Annotated in this window: 20 protein-coding genes; 8 read left to right on the top strand and 12 right to left on the bottom strand. The window is 73.1% G+C overall.

Annotation, left to right across the window (positions count from 1 at the left end):
- The first annotated feature begins 34 nt into the window (after window positions 1–34).
- Window positions 35–1,168, top strand: coding sequence for a methyltransferase (locus tag HD595_RS47000; RefSeq protein WP_253777705.1), 1,134 nt, complete (start codon window positions 35–37; stop codon window positions 1,166–1,168).
- A 59-nt stretch (window positions 1,169–1,227) separates the two neighbouring features.
- On the opposite strand, the gene HD595_RS37685 is transcribed toward HD595_RS47000, so the two are convergent.
- Window positions 1,228–1,734: an FBP domain-containing protein gene (locus HD595_RS37685; RefSeq protein WP_253777703.1), complete on the bottom strand. Its 507-nt coding sequence runs from the start codon at window positions 1,732–1,734 to the stop codon at window positions 1,228–1,230.
- Between the two features lie 73 nt (window positions 1,735–1,807).
- On the opposite strand from HD595_RS37685, the gene HD595_RS37680 reads away from it, so the two are divergent.
- The gene (locus HD595_RS37680) at window positions 1,808–2,377 is read left to right on the top strand and encodes a TetR/AcrR family transcriptional regulator (RefSeq protein WP_253777701.1); all 570 of its coding nucleotides are present in this window, start codon (window positions 1,808–1,810) and stop codon (window positions 2,375–2,377) included.
- Here the strand turns inward: HD595_RS37680 and HD595_RS37675 are convergent.
- The gene (locus HD595_RS37675; RefSeq protein ID WP_253777700.1) at window positions 2,355–3,629 is read right to left on the bottom strand and encodes an MFS transporter; all 1,275 of its coding nucleotides are present in this window, start codon (window positions 3,627–3,629) and stop codon (window positions 2,355–2,357) included. The genes HD595_RS37680 and HD595_RS37675 overlap by 23 nt on opposite strands.
- Window positions 3,630–3,655: 26 nt before the next feature.
- On the opposite strand from HD595_RS37675, the gene HD595_RS37670 reads away from it, so the two are divergent.
- Complete coding sequence (locus HD595_RS37670; protein WP_253777698.1) at window positions 3,656–4,219, top strand: CGNR zinc finger domain-containing protein; 564 nt, start codon at window positions 3,656–3,658, stop codon at window positions 4,217–4,219.
- Here HD595_RS37670 and HD595_RS37665 read toward each other — a convergent pair.
- Entirely contained in the window at window positions 4,164–5,066 is a 903-nt protein-coding gene (locus tag HD595_RS37665; RefSeq protein WP_253777696.1) for a DUF6461 domain-containing protein, read from the bottom strand. The genes HD595_RS37670 and HD595_RS37665 overlap by 56 nt on opposite strands.
- Before the next feature lie 31 nt (window positions 5,067–5,097).
- Window positions 5,098–5,970, bottom strand: coding sequence for an SPFH domain-containing protein (locus HD595_RS37660; protein ID WP_253777694.1), 873 nt, complete (start codon window positions 5,968–5,970; stop codon window positions 5,098–5,100).
- Window positions 5,971–6,094: 124 nt separating this feature from the next.
- On the opposite strand from HD595_RS37660, the gene HD595_RS37655 reads away from it, so the two are divergent.
- Both HD595_RS37655 and HD595_RS37650 read left to right on the top strand, forming a co-directional pair.
- Entirely contained in the window at window positions 6,095–6,892 is a 798-nt protein-coding gene (locus HD595_RS37655) for a helix-turn-helix domain-containing protein (RefSeq protein ID WP_253777692.1), read from the top strand.
- A gap of 61 nt (window positions 6,893–6,953) precedes the next feature.
- The gene (locus tag HD595_RS37650; protein ID WP_253777690.1) at window positions 6,954–7,349 is read left to right on the top strand and encodes a VOC family protein; all 396 of its coding nucleotides are present in this window, start codon (window positions 6,954–6,956) and stop codon (window positions 7,347–7,349) included.
- Window positions 7,350–7,382: 33 nt separating this feature from the next.
- On the opposite strand, the gene HD595_RS37645 is transcribed toward HD595_RS37650, so the two are convergent.
- The 3 genes from HD595_RS37645 to HD595_RS37635 all read right to left on the bottom strand — a co-directional run bounded on the left by HD595_RS37645 (window position 7,383) and on the right by HD595_RS37635 (window position 11,870).
- Window positions 7,383–10,265 (bottom strand): NACHT domain-containing protein, encoded by a 2,883-nt coding sequence (locus HD595_RS37645; protein ID WP_253777688.1) that lies wholly within the window; start codon window positions 10,263–10,265, stop codon window positions 7,383–7,385.
- 81 nt (window positions 10,266–10,346) lie between these two features.
- A complete protein-coding gene (locus tag HD595_RS37640; protein WP_253777686.1) occupies window positions 10,347–10,766 on the bottom strand; it encodes a DoxX family protein in 420 nt (139 codons plus the stop codon).
- Between the two features lie 123 nt (window positions 10,767–10,889).
- Window positions 10,890–11,870: a helix-turn-helix domain-containing protein gene (locus HD595_RS37635; RefSeq protein WP_253777684.1), complete on the bottom strand. Its 981-nt coding sequence runs from the start codon at window positions 11,868–11,870 to the stop codon at window positions 10,890–10,892.
- 306 nt (window positions 11,871–12,176) lie between these two features.
- Between HD595_RS37635 and HD595_RS37630 the strand changes: the two genes are divergently transcribed.
- Entirely contained in the window at window positions 12,177–16,040 is a 3,864-nt protein-coding gene (locus HD595_RS37630; RefSeq protein ID WP_253777682.1) for a S8 family peptidase, read from the top strand.
- Window positions 16,041–16,087: 47 nt separating this feature from the next.
- On the opposite strand, the gene HD595_RS37625 is transcribed toward HD595_RS37630, so the two are convergent.
- Complete coding sequence (locus HD595_RS37625) at window positions 16,088–18,343, bottom strand: M9 family metallopeptidase (protein WP_253777673.1); 2,256 nt, start codon at window positions 18,341–18,343, stop codon at window positions 16,088–16,090.
- 189 nt (window positions 18,344–18,532) lie between these two features.
- Here HD595_RS37625 and HD595_RS37620 point away from each other — a divergent pair, with 189 nt between their 5' ends.
- Both HD595_RS37620 and HD595_RS37615 read left to right on the top strand, forming a co-directional pair.
- Complete coding sequence (locus tag HD595_RS37620) at window positions 18,533–20,869, top strand: ATP-binding protein (protein WP_253777671.1); 2,337 nt, start codon at window positions 18,533–18,535, stop codon at window positions 20,867–20,869.
- A 63-nt stretch (window positions 20,870–20,932) separates the two neighbouring features.
- Complete coding sequence (locus HD595_RS37615; RefSeq protein ID WP_253777668.1) at window positions 20,933–21,889, top strand: LysR family transcriptional regulator; 957 nt, start codon at window positions 20,933–20,935, stop codon at window positions 21,887–21,889.
- Window positions 21,890–21,895: 6 nt separating this feature from the next.
- On the opposite strand, the gene HD595_RS37610 is transcribed toward HD595_RS37615, so the two are convergent.
- Genes HD595_RS37610 through HD595_RS37595 form a run of 4 tightly spaced genes read right to left on the bottom strand, consistent with a single transcriptional unit; the run spans window position 21,896 to window position 26,582 of the window.
- The gene (locus HD595_RS37610; RefSeq protein WP_253777666.1) at window positions 21,896–23,536 is read right to left on the bottom strand and encodes an amylo-alpha-1,6-glucosidase; all 1,641 of its coding nucleotides are present in this window, start codon (window positions 23,534–23,536) and stop codon (window positions 21,896–21,898) included.
- A complete protein-coding gene (locus HD595_RS37605; RefSeq protein ID WP_253777664.1) occupies window positions 23,533–24,354 on the bottom strand; it encodes a carbohydrate ABC transporter permease in 822 nt (273 codons plus the stop codon). Before HD595_RS37605 ends, HD595_RS37610 begins: the two co-directional genes overlap by 4 nt.
- Window positions 24,355–24,364: 10 nt before the next feature.
- Window positions 24,365–25,294 (bottom strand): carbohydrate ABC transporter permease, encoded by a 930-nt coding sequence (locus tag HD595_RS37600; protein WP_253777662.1) that lies wholly within the window; start codon window positions 25,292–25,294, stop codon window positions 24,365–24,367.
- A 4-nt stretch (window positions 25,295–25,298) separates the two neighbouring features.
- The gene (locus HD595_RS37595) at window positions 25,299–26,582 is read right to left on the bottom strand and encodes an ABC transporter substrate-binding protein (RefSeq protein WP_253777660.1); all 1,284 of its coding nucleotides are present in this window, start codon (window positions 26,580–26,582) and stop codon (window positions 25,299–25,301) included.
- Between the last annotated feature and the right edge of the window lie 24 nt (window positions 26,583–26,606).

Raw genomic sequence — 26,606 nt, 5'->3', positions numbered from 1 at the left:
CCCCATCCGCACGCCCGACCACGAGGAGCATCTGGTGGCCACCGTCCACTGGACCGAAGCCGGCACGCCCCGATCCGCCCGCTGGCATTCCGAGAGCGCGACGCCGCCCCCCGCCCGGGTGGTCGTCGCCGACGACCGCACGAAGGCCGACACGGCCTGCCGCCTGGCCCGCGAGGGCACCGCCCTGCTGTGGCGGGGCGACTTCCCCAACGGACGCCACCTGCTGCAGGCGATGGGCCGGCGTCTCGACCGCGTACCCCCCGGCACGGGTGACGGCCCCGCCGAGACGTTCCACCTGCACCGCCGGGCGCGAGGACGCCGGGCCCGGCTGCTGGGCCGGCTGCTCGTGCTCCTGGAGGAGGACCGCTCCCTGAGCCTGCGCAGGGCGCCGGACGTGCGTCTGGCCTGCGCGGAGGCGTACGGGGCGGCGCGCGAGCCGATGCTCGTCCCCCTCCGGGAGTTGCTGGGCGTGATCGGCGCGCACGAGTGGCGCAGGAAGGGCGTGCTGGTCCCCGCCCTCGGCGCCCGCGTCCATCCGCATTACGGGGTCTTCTCCCCGGTCCGCGGAGAGTACGTGGACCTGGTCGCGCGGGCTCCGCTGCCCACGCCGGCCGGGTCCCGCGCCGGGGCGCTCACGGCGTTCGACCTCGGCACGGGCACCGGGGTGCTCGCGGCCGTCCTGGCCCGCCGGGGTGCCGGCCGCGTCGTGGCCACCGACATCAGCCCCCGCGCGCTGGCCTGCGCCCGCGACAACGTCCGCCGCCTGGGGCTGGGCGGGCGGGTGGAGGTCGTCGGCCCGGCCCTGTTCCCCGGCGGGCGCGCCGACCTGGTCGTGTGCAACCCCCCGTGGCTCCCCGTCCGGCCGACCTCGGCCCTCGAACTGGGCGTCTACGACCGGGACGGCGCCATGCTCCGCGACTTCCTCGACGGGCTCGCCGGGCACCTGCGGCCGGGCGGCGAGGGCTGGCTCGTCCTGTCGGACCTGGCCGAGCACCTCGGGCTGCGGACGCGCGGCGACCTGCGGGCCGCCATCGCGGCGGCCGGCCTGCGTGTGCTCGGCAGGATCGACACCCGGCCCCGGCATCCGCGGGCGAGGGACGCCGCCGACCCGCTCCACGCCGCGAGAAGCGCGGAGGTCACCTCCCTGTGGCGCCTGACCGCCGGATGACGGGACGCCACGGATCGCCGGCGCGCTGAGCGGGCAGCCGGCCGGGCGAACGAGACCCGCTACGACGCCGATCCGGTCACCTTGTCCAGGAAGGAGTACAGGTTGGCCCGCACCCGGGCCACCTTCTCCTCCGGCGTGAGCGACTCGTCCACGACGCCGCCGCCCGCCGCCTCCCTCCTCCCCCGCGCGTAGAGGGAGCAGGCGAGGTCGGCGCACATGTACTGCCCGACCGTGTTGCCCTGGCGGCCGGCCTCGCCGGTGCGGCGGGCGGTCATCAGCGCCACGCCGCCGCTGGTGTGCGTCGTCAGGCACAGCGAGCACATGCTGCGCGAGGTGAAGGCGCGCTGCGCGCCGGAGGTCACCCGCAGCGCGACGCCCACGAGGCGGCCGTCGCGTTCGGTGACGAGGTACGCGCGTTCGGGCGCGCCGGGATCTCGCCAGCCGAGGAAGTCGAGGTCGTCCCAGGGCTGGCCGTCCAGCTCCCTGGGCGGGCCGAGCCGCTTGGCCTCGCCCTTGGAGCAGTTGAGGAACGACGAGCGGATGTCGGATTCGGTGACAGGCTTCATGGGCCGCGACGCTAGCCGTCCTTAAGGGTAGTATGCAAATACTTAAAACCTGTAAGCAGAGGGAAGGTGACGCATGGCGCGAGCCGGACTCACCGCCGAACGCCTGACCCGGGCCGCGGCGGAGCTGGCCGACGAGATCGGCTTCCAGAACGTGACCGTCTCGGCGCTCGCGCGCAGGTTCGGCGTCCAGCCCGCGGCCCTGTACGCCCACGTCAAGGACATCCAGGACCTCCGGGTCAGGGTCGCGGCGCTGGCCCTGACCGAGCTGGCCGACCAGGCCGCCGCCGCCCTGGCCGGCCGCGCGGGCAAGGACGCGCTGACCGCCTTCGCCAACGCCTACCGCGACTACGCCAAGCGGCACCCCGGCCGCTACGCCGCCTGCCAGATGGAGCTCCACGACGAGACCGTCATCGTCGCCCCCGCGCGCCGCCACGCGGAGCTGACCAGGGCCGTCCTGCGCGGCTACGACCTGCCCGAGCCCGCCGAGACCGACGCGGTGCGCATGCTGCACGGCACCTTCCACGGGTACGTGAGCCTGGAGACGGCCGGCGGGTTCCAGCGCCACTCGCGCGACGTGGACGCCTCGTGGTCCAGAGCACTCGACGCCCTCGACCTCTCCCTCAGGAACTGGCCCTCCGCCTGAACCCGCCACCCCGCGCCGTGACCGCCACGGCGACGGCGGTCATCGCCGACAACAGCCCCCAGGCCGCACCGAAGCCACCGGTCACGTCCCTGAGCAGGCCCAGCGCGGGCGGCGCCAGGATGACGGCGACCTGCGTGACGGCCATGGCCAGACCGAGCGCGAACCCCGTCCGAGCGGACGGCGCCGACTCGGCCAGATGGGCCACCCACGGGCCGTACCAGCCGATGCCGAAGAACCCCAGCCAGACGAACAGCAGGCAGGCCGCCACCGGCGAACGCCCCAGCGGCGTCATCAGCGCCACCATCCCGGCCGTCACGGCCACCATGCAGACCAGGACGCACGCGTACCGCCCGAACCCGGCGCGGTCGCTCCAGGCCGCCAGGCACACGCGCCCGGCGGCGCCCGCCCCCTGGACCGCCACGAGCACCAGCGCCGCCGCCCCCGCCTCGACGGAGGCCACCTCGTGCAGGTGCAGCACGGTCAGGACGCCGATGCCGCTGTGCACCGAGACCAGGCACGCCCCCGACAGGAGGATCCGCACCATGGCCGGCTCCCTCAGCATCCGCAGCCGCGCGCCGAGCGACGTCTCCCCGCCACCCGACCCTGCCGCCTCGGGAGGGCCCGGGACGGGCGACCGGCCCTCCCCAAGAAGGCCGGGAGCGGGCGGCCGGCGGTACAGGCCCATGAAGGCGACCGCCCCCGCCAGCGCGACCAGCCCGCCGACCAGGAGCGACGCCCGCCAGCCCGACCCGGCGGCCACCGCGGGCAGCACCGCCGCCGCCACGACCCCGCCCAGCGGCAGACCCGCCTGCCGCACCCCCATCGCCAGCCCCCGCTGCGACGCGTCGAACCAGGACGCCACCGACTTGCTGCCGCCGGGCTGCACCGTGCTGTACCCCGCCCCCACCACCAGCAGCACGACCAGCAGCGCCGCGTACCCCGGCGCCACGCTCCCCGCCACCAGGCTCACCGCCACGACGCAGGCGCCGATCCCGACGACCCACCGCTCGTCGTAGCGGTCCAGCAGCTCCCCCGCCACCAGCAACCCGGCCAGCGGCACGAGCTGCGCCGCCGACAGCAGCAGCCCCAGCTCCGCCGCGCCCACGTGCAGGTCGCGTTGCAGGTGGACGCCCATCGCCCCGATGCCCTGCACGAAGAAACCCGAGGCGGCCTGGGTGAAGGTGGCGACCCCGAGGACCACCCACCGGTATCGCGCCGGCGCGCCCAGCCGTACATCCCTGTGCTGTGTCACGCCGACCACCCTGATGTAATGGTCTTATGCACCTCAACCCTTACGGCGAGGACGCCGTGAACCTCGCCGCGGACCTCGCCAACCGGCGCCCGGCGACCGCGGAGGAGCTCGCGGACCGCTGCCGCGCCGCCGGACTCGTGCTGCAACGCCCGGTCCTCCCCGACGACCTCGACCTCACCCTGGCCGCGCTCGACGTGTGGGAGCAGGTCGTCGACGCCACCGACGAGCACGAGCGCGCCGAACTGGTCAACCGCATGCTGGCGCGCTGGACCGCCCACCCCCGGCTCACCGACCACGCCGGCAGCGGCTGGCACCTGCACTACCGCGACGACCTGGTGCCGCTCGGCACCGTGCTGTCCTCCCTGATCGCCGTGGGCACCGCGCTGCACCTGGTGGGACGCGGCATGCACCGGCTGCGCCGCTGCGCCGTCACCGAGTGCGCCACCGTCTTCGCCGACACCTCACGCACCGGACGGCAGCGCTACTGCTCCCAGCGGTGCGCCAACCGCGACGCCGTACGCCGCCACCGCGCCCTCAGGACCACAGGTCGCGCTCCGGCAGGCACAGCCACACGTCGGGCGGCCCGATGACCGCCCGCTCCTCCGTCACCCGCAGCCCCGCGTACGCGCAGCAGTAGGCCACCGGCTCGCCCTGGAACAGGTACGACAGGAGCACCTCCCGGGACTCGTCGTCCTCCCACGGCTCGCCGCCGGGGTGCAGGTCCCAGCCGACGACCTCCCCGTCGCGGGCGACGCACCCCTGGTCGCCGCTCTTGGGATTGGCGTACATGGCGTAGCAGAGCGTGCCCGCGGAAAGGCGCCGCACGACGTCCGGCGTCCGCGGCACGTACCCCCACGGCTGGCTGACGACGCAACCGCCGGGCACGTCCGTGACCCCGACGAAGCGCATGCTCTCCTCGGCGAAGGGGTCGATCTCGTCCAGGAACTCCTCCGGGTCGATGACCTCGACCGTGGCCTCCAGCCGCCGCACCGCCTCGGCCGCGTCGATCCCCGCCACGCACGCCACGGAGAAACCGTCGTGCTCGATCCCGCCCAGCGCCTCCGTCAGCCGGCCGGCCTCCGCCACCAGCGCGGCCTCGTCCTCCGACAGGCCCGGCGCCCCGGCCGGCCGCTCGAACAGGTGCGGGTCCGGGCCGGCCAGGCTGAGGCGGCCGGGCGACCAGCCGCTCATCATCGGCCGCCACGGGTCGGCCCCGGCGGCCACGAGAGCGCGGGCGACGTCATGGCGCCCCCCGTAGACGGCGACCCAGAGCGCACTGCGCCCCTCGTCCTCCGCGTCGACGTCCGCCACGCGTCCCGCCAGCTCCACGACCTCCGCGAGCGAGCCGTCCTCGGCCGCCTCGTGCAGGTCCACCACGTCGTCGTCCATGCCCGTGACCCTCCTCAACACCTCGGGGAAGATCACATCGTGCACCACGGCGACGACAATTTCCGCCGCCGGTCCGAGGTCAGTCGCCGCCCGGCTTGTTGGGAGTGACGTTGATCTGGCCGCTGTCGGTGACGATGATCTGGATGCGGCCGTCCTTGACGGCCTGCCACATCACCGCGCCCTGCGGGCCGAGCACGTCCTTCAGCTCCTTGATCGCCTCCAGCTCGGTGCGGGCCTTGGCGTTCTTCGCCTTCTGGGCGGTGTTCTCCTCCTGCGCCTGCTGGACCGCCGCCATCGCCTCCCGCACCTTCTGCGGCGGCTGCGGCTGCTGCAGGGTGACCGAGAACTTCTCGAAGAACGCGGCGCCGCCCTGCTCGCGCAGGAACTGCCCCATGTACTCGCCGACCTTCGCCTCCCACTGCTGTTTGGCCTGCGGGTTGACGTAGGTGAGGTCGCGCCAGGCGAACTCCTTGCTGGCCGCGTCGAGGGCCCGGTCCAGCGGCTGGCCGACGTAGACGCTGAGCAGCTTGCGCCAGCCCGCGTCGGTGTAGGCCTCGTACTTGAGCCCGATCTGCTCGTGGAACTGCTGGAGCGTCTTGCAGTCGCCCGTCAGGGAGAAGGTGACGACGCCCGAGACGCGCATCTCCAGCGGGTCCTTGGTCCACATGGTGAGCGGCCCGGACTCGGCGCCCGGCTTGGTCCTGACGCCGTCGGGGTCGTTCGGGTCGGCGGCGAACTCGAACGTCCGCTGCCCCGCCGGGTAGACGTAGCCCTTGTCGCCCCAGCCGGACACGTCGCGGACGCCGGGGTCGACGCAGTTCTGGAACGTCGTGTCGGAGAACATGCCGGCGTCGTAGACGATGCCCTTCTCGTCCGGCTCGGGGATGGTGACGGAACAGCCGGCGAGCAGGAGGGTGGCGGCCAGCGAGGCGGCCGCGGTCGTGCGTCTCATCGGTTTTCCCTTCTTGTCGTCGATCACGGTATTGCAGTGATGACGCGTGGGAAGGGGCAATCGACCGAACGCCTTTACATTGTAGATCTCATGCGGACGGTACGGTGTCCGGGGAGGGATCGACGTGCCTGCTCATCGGATGTCCGCGGCCCTGGCGCCGTTCGTGGTGCGGCTGGCCGCCTATGATCTGGGGTCCGGTCCGGCCGGCGTTCATCGCGGGCTGCCCTCCTCCACCGTGTCGGTCACGATCCCGGAGCAGGACCCGCTGGAGCTCGCGTGGGCCGGGCGGCCCGGCTCGCGGCGACGGCTCCGGGCGGCCGTGGCCGGGCTCCATCTGGAGGCCGCCGAGCTGAGACAACCGGGATGCACCCGAGGCGTCTGGCTGACACTCAGCCCCGCGGGCGCCGGCGCGCTGCTGGGGCTGCCGGCCGCGGCGCTGGCCGGCCACGTCGCCGAGCTCGCCGACGTGGCCCCGGAGCTGGCCGACCTGCCCGAACGGCTCGCGGCCTGCCGGTCGTGGCCGCAACGCCGCGCGCTCGTCGAACGCCGCCTGCTGGCCGGCCTGGCCCGCCACGGGGCGCGCCCCGATCCGGCCGGGCTGCGGGCCGCGCTGGCGGCCCTGTCCGCGACCGCCCGGGTGCAGGAGGCCGCCGACCTGCTCGGGTGCTCCCGCCGGCACCTGAGCGGCACGGTGCGCGCCGAGCTCGGGGTGACGCCGAAGGAGTACCAGCGGCTCGTCCGCTTCGAGACCGCCCGGGGCCGGCTGGTGGCCGCCGCCGGCGCCGGACGGGCCGATCTGGCGGCGGTGGCCGCCGCGTCGGGGTTCGCCGACCAGGCGCACTTCACCCGGGAGTGGCGGGCCATGGCCGGGTGCACGCCCACCGAGTGGCTGCGCGCGGAAGGCCCCGGCCGGCGCGGGTGAGCCGACCGCCCGTTCCCAGATGTTCAAGACCGCGCCGCCGCCCCGCCCGCACGATGGGTCCATGACACCGGACATCCAGCTCCACCCCCGTCTCATCGTGGCCGACCCGGACCGCGCGTCGGCCTTCTACCAGGACGCCCTCGGCGCCGAGCAGGTGTTCCGCGCGCCGCCGGGCGACGACGGCCGGCCGAGTGTGGTCGAGCTCCGCGCCGGTGGGGCGTCCTTCCGGGTCTCCCCCGCCGTCTCGTCGTGGGGCTGGCTCTCACCCGGCGATCTCGGCGGCTCCGCGGTCCTCCTGGAGATCGAGGTGGACGACCCGGACGCGGCCGGCCACCGCATGACCGCCCACGGGGGCGAGGTGGTCGTGCCGATCGAGAACCGGCCCTACGGCAGGCGCTCGGGCCGGGTCCGGGACCCGTTCGGCCACCTGTGGATCGTCACCGGCCCGCTGCGCTGAGCCGGACGCGGCGACCCGTCCGGGGAACCGGCGTCAGTGAGGGGACGCCGGAAGGCAGTGCGGCGCGCACTGGGCCAGTACCTGGCGGAAGGGGTTGGCCCAGCGGCGCTTCAGGCGGAAGTAGTAGGCGCTCAGCAGGGCGAGGGCGGCGGCCGTCACGGCGTACGCCGCCCAGCCGGCGTGGGGGCCGTAGGGGGCGAGCCAGTCGTCGAGCATCGCTCCGCTGTAGGCGATGAGACAGGCCGAGGACACCAGCGCCCCGGGGAAGAAGATCCAGCCGAGCCCCGAGTTGATGACGACCACGCCGGCGACGGTGACGGCCACGGCGATCACCGTGACGATCGCCGGCCACACCGGCCCCCACGTCCCGTGGCCCATCAGGGTCCGCATCGCGCCGAAGATCCCCGTGCCGGCCGTGAACAGCGTGCCCAGGGTCACGCCCGTCACCAGGAGGCGGCGGGGCGTCCGGGGCTCCGGCCGTTCCTCTCCCAGCAGGCTCCATCGCTGCCGGCCGCCCCAGGGCCTGTCGAGACGCCCGGCCACGGCGGCGAAGATCGTCCAGTCGAGCGCGGGCAGGCACTGGGACGTGGCGGGGCGCACGGGGCGGTGCTGCATCACGAAGCCGGCCAGGTGCAGGGCCGCGCGCCGCAGCCGGGCGTTGCCGGCGTGGTCCGCGGTGATGGCGGCCAGCCCCCGGTAGACCTGCTCGGACATCGAACGTTTGCGGAGGCTGGGCGGCAGCACCCCGGCTCTCTCGAACCAGTAGAGGGCCTGTTCCTCCTCCTCGGACACGGGCAGCGCCTGCGTCCCCGAGCCGATCAGGTCGTCGTGGGCCAGGACGGCGAGCGCGACGGGCGGGAAGACGGGCGGCAGGTCCAGATCGGCGGGTACGGGCGTGTCGTGCGCGCGCAACCGGCTGACCACCGACTCCATGATCTCGCACAGCCGGGGCGGCCAGTCGTCGCGGTACGGCCGGCTGACCCAGGTCGTCCCTCCCCGGCCGGCCCCGAACGCCAGGGCGGCGCGAACGTCCTCGCTGTTCAGCAGCGCGGCCAGCCACCACACGGCGCGCGGGTCATCGGTGAGCCCGGCCAGCGCCTCGGCCGCGGCCGGCGTCCCGATCCGTCCCAGCTCGTCGACGGCCCAGGCACGCTTCACGCGTTCCAGCTCCGGGACGGCCAGGTCGCCCATCGCGCGCAGCGCGCCGCGAGCGTGGGTGGAGGTGCCCGCGGCCTCCAGCAGCCGGTCCAGCGCCTCGCGCCGGCCGGAGGCGGCCAGGACGTGGTAGATCGCCGGGTGGTCGGCCTGCGCACTGCCCACGAGCTGGGCGAGCGTCTGGTTGCCGCGGGCGTTGTCGACGGCGGCCAGCGCGCCGAGCGCGCGCAGCGCGGGCCCCGGAAGCTCGATGCCGCACGAGACCGGGGCGACGAAGTCGACGATGACGTCGTCGGCGAAGGCCGGTTCGACCTTCCCGGCCTCGGCCAGGCACCGCAGGACGAGCACCCGCGAGCTGGGGTCGGCGTAGAGCTCGCGCAGCAGCCAGGTGCAGTCGTGGGGGACGATGGAGCACCACAGGCGGACGACTTCCTGCCAGAGCGCCGGGGAACGCCGGTAGTGGTCCAGCAGTTCCTCGCCGCGCCCGGCGAGTTCGACGGCGGCGAGGTACTCCTGCAGCGTGAGGTGGCGGAAGACGTAACTGCGGCCGCCGCCCTGCCACAGCCGGACCAGCAGGCGGCCACGGTCCACGATCTCGTCGATCAGCCGGTCGGCCTGCGCCTCCTGAAGGAGGTCGGCGGCCTCCGTCCTGATCAGCGCGACGAGGTCGCGGTGCGCGACGGTCCGCCCGTCGTCCTGGTTCATCAGCAGCAGCGCCAGCCGCCGCAGGACGACGAGCTTGACGTCGGGGTCGAAGCGGGTCATCGCCTCCAGCCCGCGCGCGGTGTCGCGGCCGAGCAGGTAGCGGATGGCCAGCTCGTAGAACCCGGTCCGGGACCTGGGCAGTCCCTCCGCCTGCTCGCCGAAGACGCCCTCCAGGAACAGATAGGAGGTCATGGTGAGGAGCATGGGGCTGCGCGCCAGTTCCAGCACCGGCCGGGTGTCGCTCAGCGCGGCGATCAGGTGGTGCGCGCGCACGTCGTCGGCGACCAGGTGGCGTACGAGCACCCGCAGCGACGCGTCGTCGAGGTCGGCCACCATGACGGGAGCGCCGAACTCCGCGGCCAGCGCCCCCTTGTAGACGGACTCCCGGCACGTGACCACCATGGGGCAGCGCTCGTAGCGGCCGGCCAGCTCTCTGAGCTCGCCCAGCACGGCGGGCAGGTGGTCGCGTGGCACCTCGTCCAGCCCGTCGAAGAACAGGCGCAGCCGCCCGCCCGTCAGCGCGTGGTGCAGCCGGTCGTCGCGGACCGGCCCTCTGCCGTGCCCCAGCGTCTCGGCGAGCAGCTCGCGTAACGTGGCTCTGCCGAAGCGGTGGAGATCGATCAGGATGGGCACGGGCCGGTCCTGGCGCGGGTCGTTCGCCCAGTCGAGCATGAGGTGCTTGAGCAGCATCGACTTGCCCGCGCCCGGCTCCCCCAGGATGACCACGCGATCGCGGGAGCGGACCAGCCGCTCGATGTCCAGCCGGAGGCCGCCGGACTCGTAGTGCAGCGGGACGTAGACCTCCTCGACCGTCACCGGGGCGTCGCCCGGGCGAAAGCCCATGGTGTGCGTGCCGAACGTGTGGCGCACCAGCTTGGCGTAGCGGCCCAGCGCGCGCCGTCCCAGCGCCGGCCGCCTCGGCCCGCGCAGGAGGCGGTCCACGGTGCGCTTGCCGAGCTCCTCGACGATGCCGCCGGTGAACTTGTCGAGCAACCACAGGACCACGAACAACCCGAGCAGGGCGCCGCCGTAGGGCAGCAACTGGCTGGTGTCCATGACGGTAGCAATATCAAAGACCCCATTGTCCCGGAACGGGGTCGCGCATATTCCGGCCCCCGCTCCCTGGGGGAAGGCGGCCTATCCTCTGTCCTCCACGAGGGTTCGCGCCGGCGTGAACAGTGCGGACAACGCCCAGCGGCCGGGTCCGAGGACGGCGATGAGCAGGAAGCCCCAGCAGAAGAGCGCGGCCTTCTCCCCGCCGTTCTCGATCGGGAACAACGCCTGCGGCTGGTGGACGGTGAAGTAGGCGTAGGCCATGGTGCCCGAGCAGATGACGGCGGCGGCGCGGGCGGCCAGCCCGAGCAGGACGAGGACGCCGCCGACCAGCTCGATGACGGCGGCCCACCATCCGGGCCACTGCCCGAAGCCGGGCGTCCCGCCCTGCGATCCTCCCAGCACGTCGAACAGGGTGGCCGCGCCGTGGCAGGCGAACAGCAGGCCCAGCACGATCCGGTACAGGGCCAGGAAAAGGTCCTGGTTCTTCTTCAGCAACTCCACCGAACTCCCCTTTCCCACGAATGGAGTTCAATATGGGAGCGCTCCCATTCCTTGTCAACATCATCCCCTTTCCCGGACCGTTCCAGACGGCGGGAATGGGCATTTTCGTGAAAATTACACGACTTATAGCCAGCCGCGTTCCCTGGCCGCCAGGCCCGCCTGGAAGCGGGTGATGGCGTTCAGGTCGCGCATGACCGCGTGGATGCGGCGCTGCACCGTGCGCAGGCCCAGCCCCAGGGCCCGCGCGATGGCCTCGTCCGTCAGGCCGCCGGCCAGCAGCGCCAGCAGCTCCCTGGTCGGCTCGTCCGGCTCCGCGACCGCCGGCGCGGACGCGGACGCGGGGGCGGCGCGTAAGGGGAAGCCGCGGCTCCACTCCCGTTCGAACAGCGCGATCAGCGCGTCGAGCAGGGCCGACTGGTGCAGGATGAACGCCGCGTCGATCGCGTACGCCCCGTTGCGGATGGGGATCAGCGCGAGCGCGTCGTCGGCGATCCACATCTTCGCCGCCGCGTCGGCCACCACGCGGACCTTCTCGCCGCGCGCCATCGAGTCCTGGACCAGCCGCAGCTTCCCCGGCACGGCCAGCGACTCCAGGTCGTACACGCTGCGGTAGTCGATGCCGGACTTGAGCATCCGCCGCTCCCGCTCGACGTTGTCGCCGTGGTCGCGCATGACGTACGGCGGCTTGTCGATGTTGCGGAACATCGTCTGGGCGCTGTCCTGCAGCGCGTACGCCCGGCTGATGATGTTGTCGGTGCCCGTGACGACCTCGACCTGCTCGGCCGGGTGGGTCGCGTAGCGCGAGGCCAGGTGGAACGACGTGGTCAGCTCGTGGATCGCCGTGCGCACCCGGTGCAGGTCCTCCTCCTGGCGGGTGAGCAGCGGCCTGATCGCGATGTCGGGGGCGACGGCGACGTACCGGGCGCGTCGGCCGGGCAGCCTGCTGGCCAGGCCGCGCCGCGCGAAGGCCGCCAGCGTGCGGGCCGCCAGGAGCGTCGAGACGCCGCAGAGCGGGGCCAGCTCGGCGGCGGACGAGCGCGGGTTCTCGACGAGCGTCGCGTACAGGCGGCTCTCGGCCGGTGACAGGCCGATCGCTTCGAGCATCGGCGCGCCCCCCTTCTCCCGCCGGGCGGCGCCGGGCGGCGCTGCGCGCGCCGACGGCGCTGGCGGGTTACCGCCACCTGGCGGGTTTTGGCCCGTCCGGCGGACTTGTGCCCTGACTGATCACCAGATTAGGTCAGCGTTGAAACGATCTCCATCGCGCGCGGGCGACGATGGCCGTGTTTCACCTGTCTGGAGAAAGTTGTGCGCATGCTGCCATCCCCCCGGCGCCGCGGACTCGTGGCCTTACTCGGGGCTGTTCTCGCCGTACCTCTCGTCGCGCTCCCGGAAACGGCCGGCGCGGCGACCGTGACAACGTTCACACCGCCGGCCGCGCCTGCGAACGCGCCGGTCAAGGCCATACCGCCGGTCCGGATCACCTTGATCACCGGCGACACCGTCGTCTACTCCAAGGACGCCGCGGGCCGCGCGTCGGCCACCCTGGACCCCGGCGAGAGCGGGGAGGCGCGGACGTACCAGGCTCAGCAGGACGAGCACGGCTACTACGTCATCCCCGCTGACGCCGGTCCTTACCTCGCCAAGGGGCTCCTGGACAAGGAGCTGTTCAACGTGGACTACCTGGCGGCCAACGGCTACGCCGACGCCGGGTCCCCGAAGATCCCGCTCATCGTCCAGTACGGGCCCCGGACCAAGGCGGCCGACCTGGCGGGCAAGGCCAGGGCGCTGAAGGGCGGCTCGGAGCCGCTGGCGCTGGAGAGCATCGACGGGGCCGCCGTCAAGGTGGACAAGAAGCAGGCCACCGCCTTCTGGCGGTCGCTCGGCGGAGAGGGCCAGGCCGCCGCCAAGGCCCTGACCGGCGACCTGCGCAAGGTGTGGCTCGACGGCAAGGTCAAGGCGCTCGACGACGTCAGCAACCCGCAGATCGGCGCGCCCGCGGCCTGGGCGGCCGGCTTCGACGGGACGGGCGCGACGGTCGGCGTCATCGACTCCGGCGTCGACGCCGCCCACCCCGACCTGCAGGGCAGGATCGCCGCCGCCCGCAACTTCGTGCCCGCGGGCAGCCCCGGCGGCGGCAACGCCGACGAGGTGACCGACCGCGTCGGCCACGGCACCCACGTGGCGTCCATCATCGCGGGCAGCGGCGCCGCCTCGAACGGCAAGTACAAGGGCGTCGCGCCCGGAGCCCGGCTCACCATCGCCAAGGCCCTGGACGACACGGGCAGCGGCAACAACTCCGAGATCATCGCGGCGATGCAGTGGCAGGCGGCCACCCAGCACGTGCGCGTGGTCAACATGAGCCTGGGCAGCAGCAACCCGACCGACGGCACCGACCCGCTGAGCCAGGCGGCCAACGAGCTGACCGCCGCGTACGGCACGCTGTTCGTGGTCGCCGCGGGCAACGCGGGCCCCGGCCGCTACACCATCGCCTCCCCCGGCGCGGCCGCCGCGGCGCTCACCGTCGGCGCGGTGGACTCCGCCGACCGGATCGCCTCGTTCTCCAGCCGCGGGCCGCGCCTGAGCGAGGACTTCGCGATCAAGCCGGAGATCACCGCGCCCGGCGTGAACATCGTCGCGGCGCGCGCGGCCGGCACCTCGCTCGGCGAGGGCAGCAGCGTCCCGGGCGGCGGCCCGATCGACGAGCACTACACGGCGGCGTCCGGCACCTCGATGGCCAGCCCGCACGTGGCGGCCGCCGCGGGCATCCTGTCCGCCCAGCACCCCGACTGGACGCCCGAGCAGCTCAAGACCGCGCTGACCGCGACCGCGAAGCCGGGCGACGCCACGGTCTACGACCAGGGCGCGGGCCGGCTGGACATCGGGCAGGCCGTCACCCAGCAGGTCTTCGACGACGTGGCGTCGGTCTACGCCGGGTTCACCGACCCGTACACCGGCCAGACGATGACCAGGAAGGTGACCTTCCGCAACACCGGCAAGGAGCCGGTCACCCTGGACCTGTCGCTGACGCTGAAGCACGGTGACGCGCAGCCGCCGGCCGGGATGGCCACGCTGACGCCGTCGTCGCTGACCGTCCCGGCGGGCGGCACCGCGACCGCGGACCTCACCGTCGAGCCCACGCTGGGCGAGCCCGGCTGGTACGAGGGACGCCTGACCGCCACCGCCGGCGCCACCCGGCTGACGGCGCCGATCGCGTTCCGCAAGCAGGCCAGGATGCACACCCTGAAGGTCAGGTTCGTCGGCCGGCCGGAGTGGACGATCAACCCCGGGGCCGTGTCCGCCGCGCGCATCAGCGACACCGACCCGCTCCTCGAGGGCGAGCCGACGGCCACGTGGACCGAGGACTGGCACACCACCGGCACGCCGGGCGTCCTGGAGACCGAGCTCAGGCTCGCCCACGGCGGCGTCTACTACATCGGCGAGACGCCCTGGTGGTACACCAAGCCCGACCGCGTCCTGCAGTACGGCTTCCTCACCGTGCCCGAGCTGAAGCTCGACGCCGACACCACGGTCATCATGGACGCGACCAAGGCCGAGCCGCTGGAGATCAGCACGCCCCGCCCGTCGGAGCCGGTGTTCCTGAACGTGAACTTCGCCCGCACGACCGCCGGGGGCCGCATGTACGCCGGCGCGTCGGTGCTCAGCTACGAGCCGGCCGTCACCGGCCGCTACTGGGTCACCCCGGTCACCAAGGCGCCCGCGGTCGGCACCTTCACGATGCTGTTCGACCAGGTGCGCCGCGCCCCCGAGGTCGAGCTGAGCGTGCCCGGCGTCTCGCTCAACCCGCGCTACGTCAGCGAGCACGACGCGCTGATGCCGAAGTTCGCCGCCGACCGGCGCCTCCCCCTCGCCACGGGCGACGACCTGCGCGCCGGCGCCGACGTCCGCGGCCGGCTCGTCCACCTCCCCGCCCGGGACTCGCTCCAGCTCCTGCTCGCGGACCTGGACCTGGCCATCAAGGCGGGGGCCGCGGGCGTGGTCACCAGCGACCGGTTCGCCTGGGTGCTCAGCGCCTCGGCGTACACGGCCCAGAACAAGATCCCGGTGCTGTGGCTGGACAGCGGCGAGGCCGACCGGCTGGGCAAGGTCCTGGCCCGCAAGCCGTACCCGAGCGCGGCGCTGCACGTCACGCCGACCACCCCGTACGAGTACAAGCTGGTCCACTACGTGCAGGGCACCACGGCGGGCCGGCTCCGCTTCGCCCCCAAGGCGCGCGACCTCACCGCGATCGACACCACCTACCACGCCCAGTTCGCCCCGCTGGCGGGCACGTGGGGGCCGACCTCGAACTTCACCGAGGTCAGCCACACCTACACGAACGACCAGCGGCTCAGCGTGCGCGGCTCGCACGCCTTCGCCGCTCCCGCGGCGCGGACCGAGTACTACAACACCACGGGCGAGGACGTGCTGTGGGAGCGCGCCTACATGTTCTTCGACCCGGGCACGGACGCCACCCGTTTCGCCTCCTCCCTGCGCGGGTTCACCCGGGCCACGCAGGAGCGGGAGGACTGGAACGAGGCCGTCGTGCCGGCCCAGCTCACGACCGGTCCCGGCATGCCGGGCTGGCTCGGCGAGAGCTTCTACTGCGACGGCTGCCGCCAGGGTGACCGGCTCCGGCTGCGGGCGCTCAGCGCGGTCGGCTTCGGGTACTACTCCGACGCCTCCGACCCGAGCCACACCTACCAGAGCGCGCCGGGCACCGAGGAGGTCCACCTGTTCGACGGCGACACCGAGGTCAAGCCGGGCTACGACGACCTGGGCGTGCCCTACTACACCGTGCCCGCCGGGCCGGGCACGTACCGGCTGACGGACTCGTGGAAGGACGCCTTCCCCGGCAAGCACCCCGGCACGGGCGTGGAGACCACGTGGACGTTCCGCTCGGCCCGCCCGGCGAGCGGCGGCACGCCGTACCCCTGCCTGGACACCGTGCTGTGGGGCGACAAGCAGCCGTGCGCCCAGGTGCCGCTGATCCGGCTGCGGTACGGCCTGCGGCTGCCGGGGGACGACACCGTGCAGGGCGGCAGGCCGTTCACCTTCACCGTCACGCCGGAGGGCGGCCGCTCGCCGTCGCTGCGGGCCGCCTGGGTCTCCGGCGACAAGGGCGCGCACTGGACGAAGGCCGCCGTGCTGCCCGGTGACCGGGTGGTCGCGCTCAACCCCAAGGGGCCGGGCGGCGTGTGGGTCAAGGTGGAGGCGAAGGACAGGGACGGCAACGCCGTCCAGCAGGTCGTCTCCGACGCCTATCTCGTGAGGTGACCCGGCGTGGCGGGGACGGGGTCACCCCCGTCCCCGCCACCGGCGTGTCAGTACTCGGTCGTGACGGCCGCGCCGGAGAAGCTCGCCGCTCCGTAGAGGCTGATGTAGACGTACCCGGCGGGCGGGCCGGTGACGGTCAGCGTCTCGGCGTTGCCCGAGGCGGTGGAGCGCTGGGTGTACGAGCCGGTGGTGGCCCAGCCGGTGGGGTTGTAGTAGAGGTCGGCGTTGCCGGTGCCGCCGGAGGCCGTGATGGTCAGCCTGGAGACGCCGGCGGGCAGGTACAGGTAGAAGTAGGCGTAGTCGCCCTGGCGGCCCGACAGGTTGCTGCGCCGGCAGCCGCGGTCCAGTTGCCGGGTGTCGGCGCCGGTGCACTCGGAGGCGGAGCCGCCGCCGTCCCCGCCGGCGCAGGCGCCCGAGGCGCAGGCGGCCAGCCAGGTGTACCAGTCGGAGTCGTAGCGGTTGCCGATCGATCCGGTCAGGAACGACCGGGCGGCGCTCCACGCGCCGGTCCGGTAGTGGCCGAGCAGCGTGGACAGGTCGCCGGGGTGCCTGTCGAACATGTAACGGACGGCCAGGTAGCCCCAGCGGTAGACGCGGGTGGTGTCGTGGGCGTAGGTGGTGTCCCACAACGTGCTGAGGGCGTAGGTGCGCCGGCCCGCCTCGGTGATGGCGGCGTCGTAGGTCTGCCTGCGGTAGGAGTAGGAGACGTACTCGGCGAAGCCCTCGATCCACCAGATCGTCGGCGTGCTGACCCCGGCGTTGAAGTCGCCGTACATGTCGAAGCGGCCGTCGAGGTAGTGGGTGTACTCGTGGTTGAGGTTCCAGATCTGGAAGTCGGGGCGCAGCCACTCGGCCTCGTAGGCGATGAAGCGCGGCTGGTTGCCGGCCGCTGACGGGTCGCCCTCCAGGTACATGCCGCCGTTGTTGGTGTCGATGCCGAACAGGGCTCCGGCGTAGGTCTGGTAGTCGGTGCTGGAGTCGAACACGACCACTTCGAGGGTGGTGTTGCCGTCACCGGCGACGGGGCCGGTGTCCCTGACCAGGTTGTGGAAGTAGGCGTCCTGGTTGGCCAGGCTGGCGCAGGTGCCCGCGAGCTGGCCCGAGGTCATGTCCTGGGCGCGGATCCTGATGCTCGCGCTGCACGTGTGGGTGATCGGGAGCACGCCGGCGGCCAGGCGCCGCTGCAGGTCGCACGTGTCGTAGGAGGCGCAGTAGGCCTTGTCGTAGGTGTCGGTCATCTCCGCGACGCCCACCCACAGCGGGGCGGTCGGGCCCGTCATGGAGCTGCGGCCGAGCAGGTCCTTGGCCAGCGGCCGCACCGTCGCGAGCAGGGGCTGGTGCTGCAGGAAGCGGCCGAGCTCCCGTCCCGCGTTCGAGGTCAGGTAGGCGCGGTCGGTGCCCAGGAGCGCCAGGTGGCCGGCCGCGAAGGAGCGCAGGGTGGTCAGGACGCTGGGGTCGGCCTGGACGGCGGCGGCGAACGCGGGGAGCTGGTGGCCGCGGAAGAGCACGGTGTAGACGTTGTTGACCGCGTTGAGCATCCACCAGGAGGCGTCGTAGGAGCTGTTGTAGCCGTCGAGCAGGCGCTTGACGACGAAGAGGTAGCGGGCGTTCTGCTCGGCGCTGTCGATCAGGGTGACCGACTCGGCCAGGACCTCGCCGTTGGCGTCGCTGACCGTCCAGGCACGGGTGTTGGCGAAGAACGCGTCGAGGCCGGCCTGGACGGCCGTGGTGAGCGCCTGGCCGTAGCCGCCGACGTCGGTGGGGTGGTACCAGTGCGCGTAGTAGCCGGCCCGCAGGTAGAGCACGAGTTGCGCGGTCGAGGTGGTGTTGTCGCCCGGGTAGGAGGCGGCGTTGTCGCGCAGGGCGTAGGCGACGCTCGTCATCTGCGCCTCGCGGAAGGCGTGGTAGGCGTCGGCGCCGGTCAGGGTGAACAGCGTGTTGACGCAGTCGGTGGTGCTCGCCTTGATCTGCTGCACCAGGGCACCGCCGGTGCGGCTGGTGAAGTCGGCCGCGCTGCAGGCCGCCGCGGCGGCCTTCACCTTGGCCGAGGGTCTGGGGTGTCGCGGCGCGCTGGCGGGCTCGTCGTAGTCCTCGCGGAGCGCGTCGGTGGCGGCGGGTCGCGGCGGGCGGTCGGCGAGGTCCTGCCGCGTCTTGCGCACGTGCGGCGGGTCATGCGGGGACGCGGCGTGCCGGGAGGCGGTGTCGGGGAGGGACGGGGGCGGCTCGGCCTGCGCCCGCGCGGGCGCCGAGGTCAGGGAGCAGGCGACGAGACAGGTGGCGAGCAGGGATAAGAGGCGGCGCACGGGAACCTCCTGGGGGTGTTCGGCTGGGTTCGCGGCCGTTTCGAGTGTCGGGGCGGCGAGCGCCGCGTCGTCATCAGTGGTCCCATAAATCTCGTGGATGACCCCCAGGAGGCGCTTAGGTGACATGTCGGGTAATTCTGGGGTGCTGGGGTACGGACCGGTCGGCGGCACCGAGCATGACCTGGGGGGATGGGGACGAGGGACACCGGCACGCGGGGGCGCACGCACGGGCTCCCGGCGGAGCGGACGAGCTTCGTCGGCCGCCGGCGGGAGATCGCCCAGATCAGGCGGATGCTGTCGGCCGCGCCCGTCGTGACGCTGACGGGTCCGGGAGGCGTGGGCAAGACGAGACTCGCCTCGCGGGCCGCGGCGTCCCTGGAAGGCGCGTTCCCCGACGGCGTGTGGATGGTCGACCTCGCCGCACTGCGCAGCCGGGAGCTGCTGGCGCCGGCGATCGTCGAGGCGCTCGGGATCCGCGACCAGACCGCCCGACCGCCGCTGGAGGTGCTCACCGGCCACCTGAAGGACCGGCGGCTGCTGATGATCCTCGACAACTGCGAGCACCTGGTCGGCGAGTGCGCCGTCGTGGCGCGGGCGGTCCTGCGGTCGGCTCCGGACCTGCGGATCATCGCGACCAGCCGTCAGTCGCTGCGGGTCCCCGGCGAGCGGCTGCTGGAGGTGCCGCCCCTCGGCCTGCCGGGTGACGCGCGGCCGTCCGCCGCGCGGCTCGCCCGCGCCGACGCGCCGCGGTTGTTCGCGGAACGGGCCGCGGCCGCCGCGCCCGGTTTCGCCGTCACGGAGGCCAACGGCGACGCGGTGGTGGAGATCTGCCGCCGCCTCGACGGGATCCCGCTCGCCATCGAACTGGCCGCGGCGCAGCTGCGGACCCTGTCGATCGAGCGGCTGCTCGCCCAGTTGGAGGACCGGTTCGGGCTGCTGCCCGCTCCGGGGGCCCGGCCGGCGCATCATCGGACACTGCGCGCGCTGATCGACTGGAGCCACGGGCTGTGCACGGAGGAGGAGCGGCTGCTGTGGTCCCGCGTGTCGGTCTTCGCGGGGAACCTGGACCTGGAGGCGGCCGAGGCCGTGTGCGGCGGTGACGGGCTCGCCGCCCACGACGTCGTCGACCTGCTGAGCAGCCTGGTCGACAAGTCGATCCTCATCTCGCGGCACGACGGGGAGGGCGTCCGCTACCGGCTCCTGGAGACGATCCGCGACTACGGGCTGGAGCGGCTGGAGGAGTCCGGGCAGGCGGCGGCGCTGCGCCGGCGCCATCGGGACCACTACCGGCGGCTGGCGAGCCAGAGCCGGGCCCGGATGACGAGCCCGGAGCAGATGTCCTGGCTCGCCCGCCTCGGCGCCGACCACGCGAACCTGCGGCTGGCCCTGGAGCACTGCTACACCGAGCCCGGGCAGACGCGGACCGGCCTGGCCATGGCCGCCGACCTGATGTACCACTGGGTCAACGGCGTCTACCTGGGGGAAGGCCGCGCCTGGCTCAGGCGGGGGCTGGCGGTCGAGACCGAGCCCAGCGACGTCCGCGTCCGGGCGCTGTGGACCGACGGCGTCCTGGCCATCATCCAGGCGGACCTGCCCTCCGCCGAGGCGGACCTGCGGGAATGCCGGGCTCTGGCGGATGGCCCCGGGGACCTGATGGCCCTGGCCTACGTCGCCCTGGGCGAGGGGCTGCTGGCCCTGGGCCGCGAGGACGCGGTCTCCGCGATCCCCCTCCTGGAGGAGGCAGTGCGGCTCTTCCGCGCCGCGGACGACCCGATCGGCGTCGTGGAGGCGCTCATCCGGCTCTGCGTCGCCCACCGCTCCACGGGCGAGCACGCGCTCGCCGTCTCCATCGGCGAGCAGTCGCTGGCCGTCTGCGACCGGCACGGGCTGGGCTGGCACAAGGCGTACACGCTGGCCGTGCTGGGCGTCGCGGTCTGCGAGCAGGGGGACGCCCGGCACGCCGCCGCGCTCGTGTCGGAGGCGGTGCGGTTCAACCGGTCGCTGCGCGACCAGCGGGGCGTCGGCCTGGACCTGGAAATCCTCGCCTGGATCGCCACGACGCAGGGCCGGCTGCGGCGGGCGGCCCGCCTGTACGGGATCCTGGGGACGCTCTGGGCGCGGATCGGCGACCCCCCGCCCTCCGGATACCTGCACTCCGCCGCGCACGGTGAGCAGTCGAGGTCCCGGGCCCGGCACGACCTCGGCGAGCCGGCCTTCGAGGCGGAGTACGCCAGGGGCGCCGAGCTGGACTACGAGGAGGCGCTGGCGTACGCCCTGGACGAGGAGGAGCCGGCCGATCCCGGGTCGGCGGACGGTGACGACCGGCTGCCGCCGCTCACGGCGCGGGAGACGCAGATCGCCCGGCTGATCGCCCAGGGGCTGAGCAACAAGGAGATCGGGAGGTCCCTGATGATCGCCCAGCGCACCGCCGAGGGACACGTCGAGCACATTCTGGACAAGCTCGGGCTCGACTCCCGTACTCAGGTCGCTGTCTGGGTCAGCAAGCACGATCCGGCGCGGAGCTGACCCGGGGGCGGGCATTTTGTGCCCCTATGGAAGCGGGTTGTCGTATGTCACATACTCCTATTTGTGGACCTTGACCTGAGACACCTCCGCCTGGTCTGCGCCATCGCCGAGACCGGCAGCCTCACCAGGGCGGCCGCGCGCCTGGAGCTGTCCCAGCCCGCGGCCACCCACCAGCTCCGCCAGATCGAGGGGCTGCTGGGGGGCGAGCTGTTCGCCCGGTCCCGTACGGGCACCCGGCCGACCCCGCTGGGTCACCAGGTCGTCGCCCGGGCCCGGATCGTGCTGCACGAGGTGGACGCGCTCGTCCACGACCTGCGCGGGACGCACGCGCCGTCCTCGGCGCTCAGGCTGGGCTGCAACCACCTGGCGTGCGTCGCGAGCGTCGTCGAGCGGGTCGGCGAGGCGCTGCCCGGGCGGACCGTGTCGCTGTGGATCGAGCCGTCCACGGCGCTGCTGGCCGACGCGCTGGCCCACGGCGAGCTCGACGCGGCCCTCCTGGGCGTCATCGAGGGGACGGAGATCCCGCTGCGCTCGCCCATCGTCACGCGCACGCTCATCCCCCGCCATCCCATCTTCGTGGCGCTGTCGGCGGCGCACCCGCTGGCGGGCAGCGCCGCCGTACGGCTGTGCGACCTGGCGCGGGAGAGGTGGATCAGCCCGCCGGGCGGCGACGACGGCTCGCTGGCGGCGCTGCGCGCGTCCTGCCGCGCCGCGGGCTTCGAGCCGGACATCCGCTACGACGCCCCGAGCGGGGCCGGACGGCCGCTGGTGGCGGCGGGACACGGGGTGCGCCTCGTCGATCCGACCTGGCCCGCGGCGGAGGGCACGGTGGTGCTGCCGCTGGCCGGTGACCCGCAGGTGGCGCGGCTCTCCGTGGCCTGGCGCCGCGACCGCCTCGGGCCGGCGGACGCGGCCGCGCTGTACCGCGGGTTCGCCGCCGCCTTCGCGGACCACGTGGACGACAACCCGGCGTTCCGGCGGTGGTGGGACGCCCACCCGGAGTCCCACCCCGTCGTCTGAACGCCGTCATCCCTCCCGGCCGGCGGAGCCGGCAGATCCGGCCGAGTCGGTGAACGCCTCGTGGGCGAGGTCCAGGAACAGCGCGGCCGACCAGCCGAACCCGCTCGTCGCCCGGCCCGCCCGGCGGCCCGTCAGCGGGTTCCAGTACTCGTACAGGCCGCCGCCGTCGCGCACCATCGCCAGCGTGCGCTCGCGCAGCTCGCGGGCCGTCCCCGGATGGCCGGAGCGGCGCAGGCCCTCGATGAGCAGGTAGTTCACGTTGAGCCAGACCGGCCCACGCCACATGGCGTCCGGGTCGAAGCGGGGGTCGTCGAAAGCGACCGTGGGCACCGGCCGCTCGCCCCAGAAGCTCGGCGAGCGCAGGTCGGCCACGAGCCGGTCGGCGATGTCGGCGGGCAGCCGTCCGGTCAGCAGCGGCAGCAGGTCCAGCGGGGTGCGGACGTCCGCCTCCCGCCCGCCGACCAGGGTGGCGAAGCGGGCGCCGGTCCATCGCCGCGCCACCATGCGGTCCACCAGCGCCTGGGCCCTGGCCCGCCACTCCCCCGGGTCGCGGCCGAGCGCCTCGGCGATGTCGCCGAGCCGGTCGTACTGCAGGGCGAGGTAGGAGTTGAGGTCGGGCGGCTCGGCGCGCGGCCCGCCGTCCCAGATCGGGCTGTCGTCCAGGCCCGAGGAGTACGGGTGCAGGTACTCGGCCAGGCCGTCGCCGTCGGGGTCGGAGCGGGTGAACCACCACTCCTGCGCCCGGACCAGCGGCTCGTACACCTCGGCGAGGAAGCCCGGGTCGGGGTCGGCCTGGTGGATCTTCCACACGGCCCAGGCGGTGAGCGGCGGCTTGGTGACCGGCACGGCCTCGCGGACCGGCGGCCCGCCGACGTGCTGGGCCAGCCGGGCCAGGTCGGAGCGGGGCAGGTCGGTGGTCTCGGCCAGCACCCCGTGGTCGTGGACCACGTCGGGGATCAGCCCGTCGGGGCGCTGGTGGTCGAGCAGGATGCGGATCTGCTCCCTGGCCAGGCCCGGGTCGGCGTGCCGCAGGGCGATGGCGTGGAAGTAGGAGTCCCAGTTCCAGAGGCCGACGTAGCCGTACTTGGAGGGGATCAGCGACTCCCGGCCCTGGATCGGCACGAGGTTGACCGCGAGCGTCCACCACGCCTGCTCGGCCCGTTCCCGCAGATCGGACGGGACGGCGGGCATGCGGGCGAACCAGTCGCGCCAGCGCGCGGCGGCCGCCTCCAGCACCGCCCGGCCGTCGGGCGGCGGGCCGCCGGGGGCGGCCACGTGCGTGCCGTCCCCGCCGGGTCCCACCAGGACGAGGGCGTCGCCGACGGATGCCCGGCCGCCGTCCCACACGGCCCGCACGCCGTCGCCGCCCTCACCGCCGTCGCCGCCGTCGCCGGTCAGCACGAGCGTGTCGGGGCCGGCGAAGGCCAGGGCCACGCCGCCCGCGAACTCCACCCGGTCCGGCAGCGCCCGCCGTACGGGCAGCTCCCGGTCGCCGGCGAGGACCCGCAGGCCGGTCAGGACGGTCGTCTCGCGCAGCGGCGTCTCGTAGCGGGCGGCGGCGATCCACAGGGAGCCGTCGTCGGCCGCCATCACCAGCAGCCGCGACCCGCGGTCGGTGAACGGTCGTTCGCGCAGGTCCAGCATCATCGCCCGCCCAGTCCGGAGGCCGCCATCGAATTGATGATCTTCCGCTGGCCGAACAGGAAGGCGATCAGCGTGGGCACCACGGCGATCGCCGACCCGGCCAGGATGAGCCCGTAGTCGACCGCGGTGTGCTGCCCGGAGAACTGGCTGAGCAGCAGCGGCACGGTGGCCAGCTCGGGCGAGTTCAGGAAGATCAACGGGAAGAAGAACGAGTTCCACGAGGCCAGGAAGGCGATGATGCCCAGGGCGCCCAGGCCGGGGCGGATGTTGGGCAGCACGACGTTCCAGAAGCACCGCCAGCGGCCCGCCCCGTCGATGCGGGCCGCCTCCTCCAGCTCCACCGGCACGGCCCTGATGAACTGGCGCAGCAGGAACACCGCGAAGGGGTTGGCCACCGACGGCAGGATCAGCGACAGGTGCGAGTCGATCCAGCCGAAGCGGGCCAGCATGAGGTACAGCGGCACGATCGTCACCTGCGCCGGCACCATCTGCGTGGCCAGGAACACCACGAACAGCACGCCCGAGCCGCGAAAGCGGATCCGGGCGAAGGCGTAGGCCGCCATGGCGGAGGTCAGCAGGGTGAGCGTGACGTTGAGCGCGGCGATGTAGAAGCTGTTCCAGTACGCGGTGCCGAACGGCATCGCCGCGAGCGCGTCGGGGTAGTTCTGCCAGCGCCAGGGGTGGGGCAGCCAGTCGAGCGGGCTGTTCAGCATCTGCCGCACGCCCTTGAACGACGTCAGCAGCATCCAGACGAACGGGAACACCATGGCCAGCCCGCCGGCCGTGAGCGCGGCGTGCAGGGCCGCCTGCCGGAGTCGCATCAGCTCTCCCTCACGAGTCGTAGTGGACCAGGCGCTTCTGCGCGGCGAACTGGACGAGCGTCACGAGCAGCGTCAGCACCAGCAGGATGAGCGCGGCGGCGCTGCTCATGCCGAACTCGAAGTCCTTGAAGCCCAGCTCGTAGACCTGGTAGACGATCGTGCGGGCACCCTCGTTGTCCTCCGGCCGCACCAGCACGTAGATCTGGTCGAACGCCTGGAACGAGCTGATCACGGCGACCACGGTGGAGAAGAAGATCGTGGGCGAGAGCAGCGGCAGGGTGACCGAGCGGAAGATCCGCAGGCTGCCCGCGCCGTCCATCCGGGCGGCCTCGACGATCTGCGGCGGGATGGTCTGCAGCCCCGCCAGGAAGATCACCACATTGAGGCCGAGCGACGACCAGATCGTCACGACGGCGATGGCCACGATCACCCAGCCGGTGTCACCCAGCCAGTCGGGCGGATTGAGGCCGAACCAGCTCCGCAGCGTGTTGTTGAGCACGCCGTTCTCGTCGCCGGCCAGGATGATCTGCCACATCAGCGCGACGGCCACCGAGCTGGTGACCACCGGCATGAAGTAGAGCACCCGGTAGAAGGAGCCGCCGCGCACGTTGTTCAGCGCGACCGCGATGAGCAGCGCCAGGGCCAGGCCGACGGGCACGGTGAGCAGGGCGAGCTTGACCGTGTTCCACACCGCCAGCCCGAACTCGGGATCGGAGAGCTGGGCGGCGAAGTTGTCCAGGCCGGCCCACTCCTTGCGGCCGAGGCCGTCCCAGCGCATGAACGCCAGCACCACGGCGAAGCCGAGCGGGAAGACCAGGAACACGGCCAGGGCCACGACCTGCGGGGCGAGGAAGAACGCCGCCCACCAGCCGTCCCGGTTGCGCACGCCGGGGGCCCGGCGCCGGCCCGCCCGGGGGCGGGCACGGGTGAGAACTGCCACGGCCTCAGCCCAGCTTGCCCTGGACGAGCTGCTGGAGCTCGGTCATGCCCTGGTCGAAGCCGACCTTGCCGCTCCACACCTTCATGAGGTGCTCGTTGATGGCGGCGGTGAGGCCGGGCACCGCGACCTCCTCGGGGTAGTTGGCGAAGCCGGTGTCGCGCACGTCGATGAAGGTCTGGGCGTGCTTGGGGTAGTTGTCCGCCAGCACGACCGACTCGGCGCCCTTGACGGACGGCACGGCGCCGCCGTCCTTGAGCCGCAGGATCTGGCCCTCCTTGCCGACGAACTCGGTGAGGAAGGTGAACGCCTCCTTGGGCAGCTTCGTGTCCTTGTTGAGCGCCAGGTAGGAGGCGGCCACCGCGCCCGGCATGGGCGCGCCGGTCGGCGAGGGGAACGGCGCGATGTCGTAGTCGTCGAGCTCGCCGCCCTTGCGCAGGGAGTCGATCACCCAGCGGCCACCCGCGTAGAAGCCGGCCTTGTGCTTGAGGAACTGCGTGCTCGGGCCGTTGCTGTCGGGCAGCGTGTCGGCGCTGAGGAAGGTCTTGTCCTGGTAGCCCTTGGCGAGCGTGCTCAGCGCCTCGCGGGCCTTGGGGTCGGTGGTGGCGACGAACTTGCCGCCGTCCCAGACCTTGCCGCCGAAGCCGTTGATCATCGAGTACGTGGAGCCGTACCAGTTCCAGAAGATGGAGCCGGCCTTGCCCGCGGCCTTGAGCTTGGCGTTCATCTCCAGATATTTCGGCATGGTCCACTGGCCGCTCTCGTTGAGCGTGGCCGGGTCCTCGGTGATGCCGGCGTCCTTGAGCGCCTTCTTGTCGTACCAGAGCACCTCGGGGTTGGTGTCGTTCGGCACGGCGTAGATCTTGCCGTCGCGCTTGGCGCCGCCGTACACGCCGTCGAAGAAGTCCTCGGGGCGGCTCTTGGAGTCGGGGCCGGCGAGCTTGTCGTCGAGCGGCGTGAGCACACCCGCGGAGACGAACTTGCCGATGTTGTCGTCGCCCACGAAGAACACGTCGGGCGCGGTCTTGCTGGTGAGCTGGGTGAGCAGCTTGGGGTGGTAGTCCTCGTACTTCGCCACCGACTCCAGCTTGAGCCGGATGCCGGGGTGGCGCCGCTGGAAGTCCTCGGTGAACTTCTCGTAGAGTTTCACGTCCTCGGCCGATCCCCAGGTGGACCAGCGCACGGTCACCGGGCCCTGGCCGGTGCCCGCGCCGGGAACGTTCCCGCCGCTTCCGCTGCACGCGGTGGTGGCGAGGGCGAGGGCGCCCAGGACGGTCAGCGCACGCTTCATGGTGGCTCCTTCGATCTTTCTTGC

Origin of the sequence: Nonomuraea roseoviolacea subsp. carminata (genome assembly GCF_024172185.1) — a bacterium.
Classification (GTDB): Bacteria; Actinomycetota; Actinomycetes; order Streptosporangiales; family Streptosporangiaceae; genus Nonomuraea; species Nonomuraea roseoviolacea.
The sequence above is the reverse complement of the archived record's forward strand: the minus strand, read 5'-3'. Positions and strand labels throughout refer to the sequence as shown.